Below are 4,764 nucleotides of genomic sequence, written 5' to 3'. Positions count from 1 at the left end.
GCCGCTTTGACGATGCGGAGTTTCTTGTGCTGCAACCACTTCAACGCTTCGCGGCGGGTGGCGTAGTCCACGGCGCGACGGTTGTCGGGGTCGACCAGGCTGTCGTCCCACAGTTCGGTGCCCTGGTACACGTCGGGGATACCGGGCGCCGTCAGCGCCAGCAGCTTCTGACCCAGCGCGTCGCTCTCGGCGTGGGTGTTGAGGTGGTTGACGAGTTCGGTGAGCTGTGCGGCAACCGGGCCGTCGAGGACGGAGTCCACCCACCCGTGCACACCGTCTTCGAAGTCGGTGTCGGGTTCGTTCCAGGTGGTGTGCAATGCCGCTTCCCGCATCGACTTCTCGGTATAGCCGTGCAGCCGATCCCGCAGTTCGTCGGTGACCTGGCCGCTCGTCGGCCAGACCCCGAAGATGTTCTGCCACAGGAACAACCCGGTGGCCCGGTCGGGGGAGGGCGCGATCGACTCCCAGCGGGCGACGAACTCGGCCCACAACGACGGCACCTGCGACAGCACGCCGATGCGAGCCCGGACGTCTTCACCGCGCTTGGTGTCATGGGTCGTCAGCGTCGTCATCGCGTGCGGCCACAGCCGCGCCCGGGTGGCGGCACTGGCGTGGAATTCCGCCGCGCCGACACCGAACCGGGCCGGCTCGCCGCCGACTTCGTTGAGCGAGACCAGGCGAGCGTCGCGATAGAACAGGCAATCCTCGACCGACTTCGCGGTGACGGCGCCGCACAACTGCTGCAGTCGGGCAGCGGGTTCTCCTCCGTGTGCATACGCCGCAGCCACGATCTGTAGTGGTTGTTGCAATTGTGGTGCAACGGACTCGGCTTCGGCCAGCGCGGTCGACAGTGTGGCGGCCAGGCCTTGGTAGTCGAAGCGGTACACCTCGATGTGGCCGAGGAGTGCCGCCACGGCATCGGGGAGCTGCGGATGGTCGGCGCCGGCGGCGGTCACGATGGCGCGACACAGCCGGGCCAGTTCGCTCCCGAGCGTGTCGGTGGCCACGGTCGCTTTGAGCTCGCGCAGCACCGCGGGTGTCGCCGAATAGTCGATGCCGGTCGACTCGTACAGCGCCGTCAGTGCTTCGGCGCCGGTCGGGTCGACGAACAATCCGCCCACCTCGCGCAGCGAGTCGTAGCCTGTGGTGCCATCGACGGGCAGCGTCGGCTCCAGAGCCTCGTCGACGGCGAGGATCTTCTCGATCACGATCCACGCCTCGGGCCCGGCCAGTTCCCGCAGCCAGGTCAAGTATCCAGCCGGGTCGAACAATCCGTCCGGATGATCGATGCGTACACCGTCGACCAGTCCTTCGGCGAACCACCGGCCCACTTCGACGTGGCTGGCGTTGAACACCGCGTTGTCCTCTTGCCGCAACCCGGCCAGTGAGGTGATCGAGAAGAACCGCCGGTATCCGACCGCACCGCGGCGCCACCCGACGAGCTGGTAGTGCTGCCGATCGTGCACCTGTGGGCCGGTCCCGTCATCGGTGCCGGGTGCGATGGGGAACGCCAGATCGCCGAGGCGCAGCACGTCGCCGTCGACAGTCAGGTCAGCAACGTCGTCGTCCGAACCCAACACCGGCAGCACAACCCGGCCACCGCCCAACTCCCAGTCGATATCGAAGAACGCTGCGTACGCTGATGATCGGCCGTGCCGCAACACATCCCACCACCACGGGTTCTGCATCGGCTGGTCCACGCCGACGTGATTTGGGACCACGTCGACGATCAGGCCCATGCCGCGGGCGCGTGCCGCGGACGACAGCCGCGCCAGCCCCTCAGCGCCGCCGAGTTCGGGCGACACCGTCGTCGGGTCGGTCACGTCGTAGCCATGCCCGGAGCCGGTGACCGGGGTCAGAATCGGCGACAGATACAGATGCGACACCCCGAGATCGTCGAGATAGTCGAGCAGATTCTCAGCGTCGGCGAAAGTGAAAGCGAATCCGCTCGCGGCACCACGAAGCTGCAACCGGTAGGTAGACAGTACCGGAAAGACCATGCGTCACTTAGTCTTACGGAATACGAGCAGTGCCTGGCCGGGCAGCGAAACCTCGTCGCCGTCGTGCACGACCAGCTCGATCGAGCCGGTGGCGTCGGTGGTGTCCAGGACGGCCGTCCACTCGGTGGCGTAGTCGTCGGGCGGAATGATGAAGTCGACCTCGTGGCCGTGGGCGTTGAAGCACATCAGGAACGAGTCGTCGACGACCCGCTCGCCGCGGGCGTTGGGTTCAGGTATCGCCTCGCCGTTGAGGAATACCGCGATGCTCTTGCCGAATTCGCCGCCCCAGTCCTGCGGTTGCATCTCCTTGCCTGCCGGTGTCAGCCACGCGATATCGCGCACCTCGTCGCCGCTGCGGATCGGCTCCCCGTCGAAGAATCGTCGGCGGCGAAACACCGGGTGGGCCTTACGCAATGCCGTGACCTTGCGGGTGAATTCCAGTAGCTCGCTGTTCTTGTCGACCAGAGACCAGTCCATCCAGGACAATTCGGAGTCCTGGCAGTAGACGTTGTTGTTGCCGTGTTGGCTGCGTCCGATTTCGTCGCCGTGCGCGATCATCGGCGTGCCCTGGCTCACCATCAGGGTGGCCATGATGTTGCGCATCTGCCGCGCGCGCAGTTCCAGGATTTCCGGGTCATCGGTCGGGCCCTCGACGCCGCAATTCCAGGACCGGTTGTGGCTCTCGCCATCGCGGTTGTCTTCGCCGTTGGCCTCATTGTGTTTCTCGTTGTACGAGACGAGGTCGTTGAGCGTGAATCCGTCGTGGGCGGTGACGAAATTGATGCTGGCGCCGGGCCGGCGACTGGTTGCCTCATAGAGGTCCGACGACCCGGTCAGCCGGGACGCGAACTCACCCAGTGTCGCGGGCTCGCCCCGCCAATAGTCACGCACAGTATCGCGATACTTCCCGTTCCACTCGGTCCACAAACCCGGGAAGTTGCCGACCTGGTATCCGCCCTCGCCGATGTCCCACGGTTCGGCGATCAGCTTGACCTGACTGACGATCGGATCCTGTTGCACCAGATCGAAAAAGGCGCTCAGTCGGTCGACGTCGTAGAACTCGCGGGCCAGCGTTGAGGCCAGGTCGAAGCGGAAACCGTCGACGTGCATCTCGGTCACCCAATAGCGCAGCGAGTCCATGATCAGCTGCAGTGTGTGCGGGTTGCGGGCGTTGAGGCTGTTACCGGTGCCGGTGAAATCCTTGTAGAACCGCAGATCCTCGTCGACCAGCCGGTAGTAGGCGGCGTTGTCGATGCCGCGGAAATTGATCGTGGGGCCGAGATGGTTGCCTTCGGCGGTGTGGTTGTAGACCACGTCCAGGATGACTTCGATGCCCTGTTCGTGAAATGCCCGGACCATCGACTTGAATTCGGTTACCGCGCTCCGGGCGCGTCTGTTGGCGGCGTATTGGACGTGCGGGGCAAAGAATCCGAACGTGTTGTAGCCCCAGTAGTTTCGCAGGCCCAGGTCCAGCAGACGGTGGTCGTGCATGAACTGATGCACCGGCATCAGTTCGATCGCGGTGACATTCAACGATTTGAGGTGATCGATGATCGCCGGGTGACCGAGGCCGGCATAGGTTCCGCGCAACGCTTCGGGGATGGCGGGATGACACTGGGTCATCCCTTTGACGTGGGCCTCGTAGATCACCGTCTCGTGATACGGCGTGCGCGGCGAGCGATCATTGGCCCAGTCGAAGTATGGATTGATCACCACGCTGGTCATGGTGTGCCCAAGCGAGTCGACCTTGGGCGGCGTGCCGGTCTCGGCGGGATCCTTGGCGGCGACGGTCAGATCGTAGGAGTACAACGCCTGGTCGAACCTGAACTCCCCGTCAAAGCACTTGCCGTACGGGTCGAGCAGCAGCTTGCTGGGGTCGCAGCGGTGGCCCGCCGCGGGGTCGAACGGCCCGTGCACCCGAAAGCCGTAGCGCTGCCCGGGGGTGACATCCGGGAGGTAGGCGTGCCACACGTAGCCGTCGACCTCGTCGAGATTAACCCGAGATTCCTGACCGTCGTCACCGATCAGGCACAGTTCGACCTTTTCGGCGATTTCGGAGAACAGTGCGAAGTTGGTGCCGCTGCCGTCGTAGTTCGCGCCCAACGGGTAGCTGCTGCCTGGCCAGACAGTGGCCAGCGCAGGCGGGGCCGCAGCGGCGCCGTTGGTCGGGTCTGACGGGAGCATCTCACGACCTTAACGGCGGTTGGATCCGCCCGCTCTGCTGGCTGTCGCCGCCTCAGGCGGTACCTACCACCAACCGGTAGCCGGGCCGACCTGCCGGCCCAGCTCGTTGGTCATGGTTCGCATATAGGTAGCCGACAGGTGGTGAGCGTCGTGATATACCAACACGTTTCCCTCGACAGCCGGGCAGATGTCGGCGCGGCAGACCGCGTCGCTCATGTCCAGTGGCTTGAGCATCGGGAACTGTTCGACCCAATCGAGGGTGGGGTTGCGGTCAGCGAGCACGTCGGAACGCTTGGTGCCACACGACACCGCGTCGCCGCCGTTGGCCAGGCAGTCCGACGGGTTGAACGGCTGACCGTCCTTGACCAACCACGGCGTGTCTCGCATGGCCAGGATCGGAATGTTGTTGTCGGAGAACGTCTGCCAAATGCCAACGTACGTCCCCGGCATCACGTCACCGGGTTTGATGTTCCACGGCCGCGTCGAGGTGGTGAACACGAAGTCGGGATGGTCGGCCACCACCCGGTCCATCGCCTTGGGCACCCAGTCGCGGCACTCCGGGTAGGGGTCGTTGTTGCCC

General features: G+C 64.8%; 3 protein-coding genes. All 3 read right to left on the bottom strand.

Going from position 1 to position 4,764, the window contains the following annotated elements:
* Window positions 1–2,000, bottom strand: a 2,000-nt coding sequence (gene treY, locus WAN02_RS04975; RefSeq protein WP_422263069.1) for a malto-oligosyltrehalose synthase, incomplete at its 3' end; no start/stop codon positions are given.
* 3 nt (window positions 2,001–2,003) lie between these two features.
* Complete coding sequence (gene glgX, locus WAN02_RS04970) at window positions 2,004–4,184, bottom strand: glycogen debranching protein GlgX (protein WP_422263068.1); 2,181 nt, start codon at window positions 4,182–4,184, stop codon at window positions 2,004–2,006.
* 63 nt (window positions 4,185–4,247) lie between these two features.
* On the bottom strand, window positions 4,248–4,764 hold a 517-nt coding region (locus WAN02_RS04965; RefSeq protein WP_422263067.1), incomplete at its 5' end, for an SGNH hydrolase domain-containing protein.

It is taken from the genome of Mycobacterium sp. (assembly GCF_049281135.1).
Classification (GTDB): domain Bacteria; phylum Actinomycetota; class Actinomycetes; order Mycobacteriales; family Mycobacteriaceae; genus Mycobacterium.
The sequence above is the reverse complement of the archived record's forward strand: the minus strand, read 5'-3'. Positions and strand labels throughout refer to the sequence as shown.

What these genes read in the sequence shown, in the direction of transcription:
- glgX (WP_422263068.1), bottom strand. Translation starts at nt 4,184, where the DNA reads ATGCTCCCGTCAGACCCGACCAACGGCGCCGCTGCGGCCCCGCCTGCG.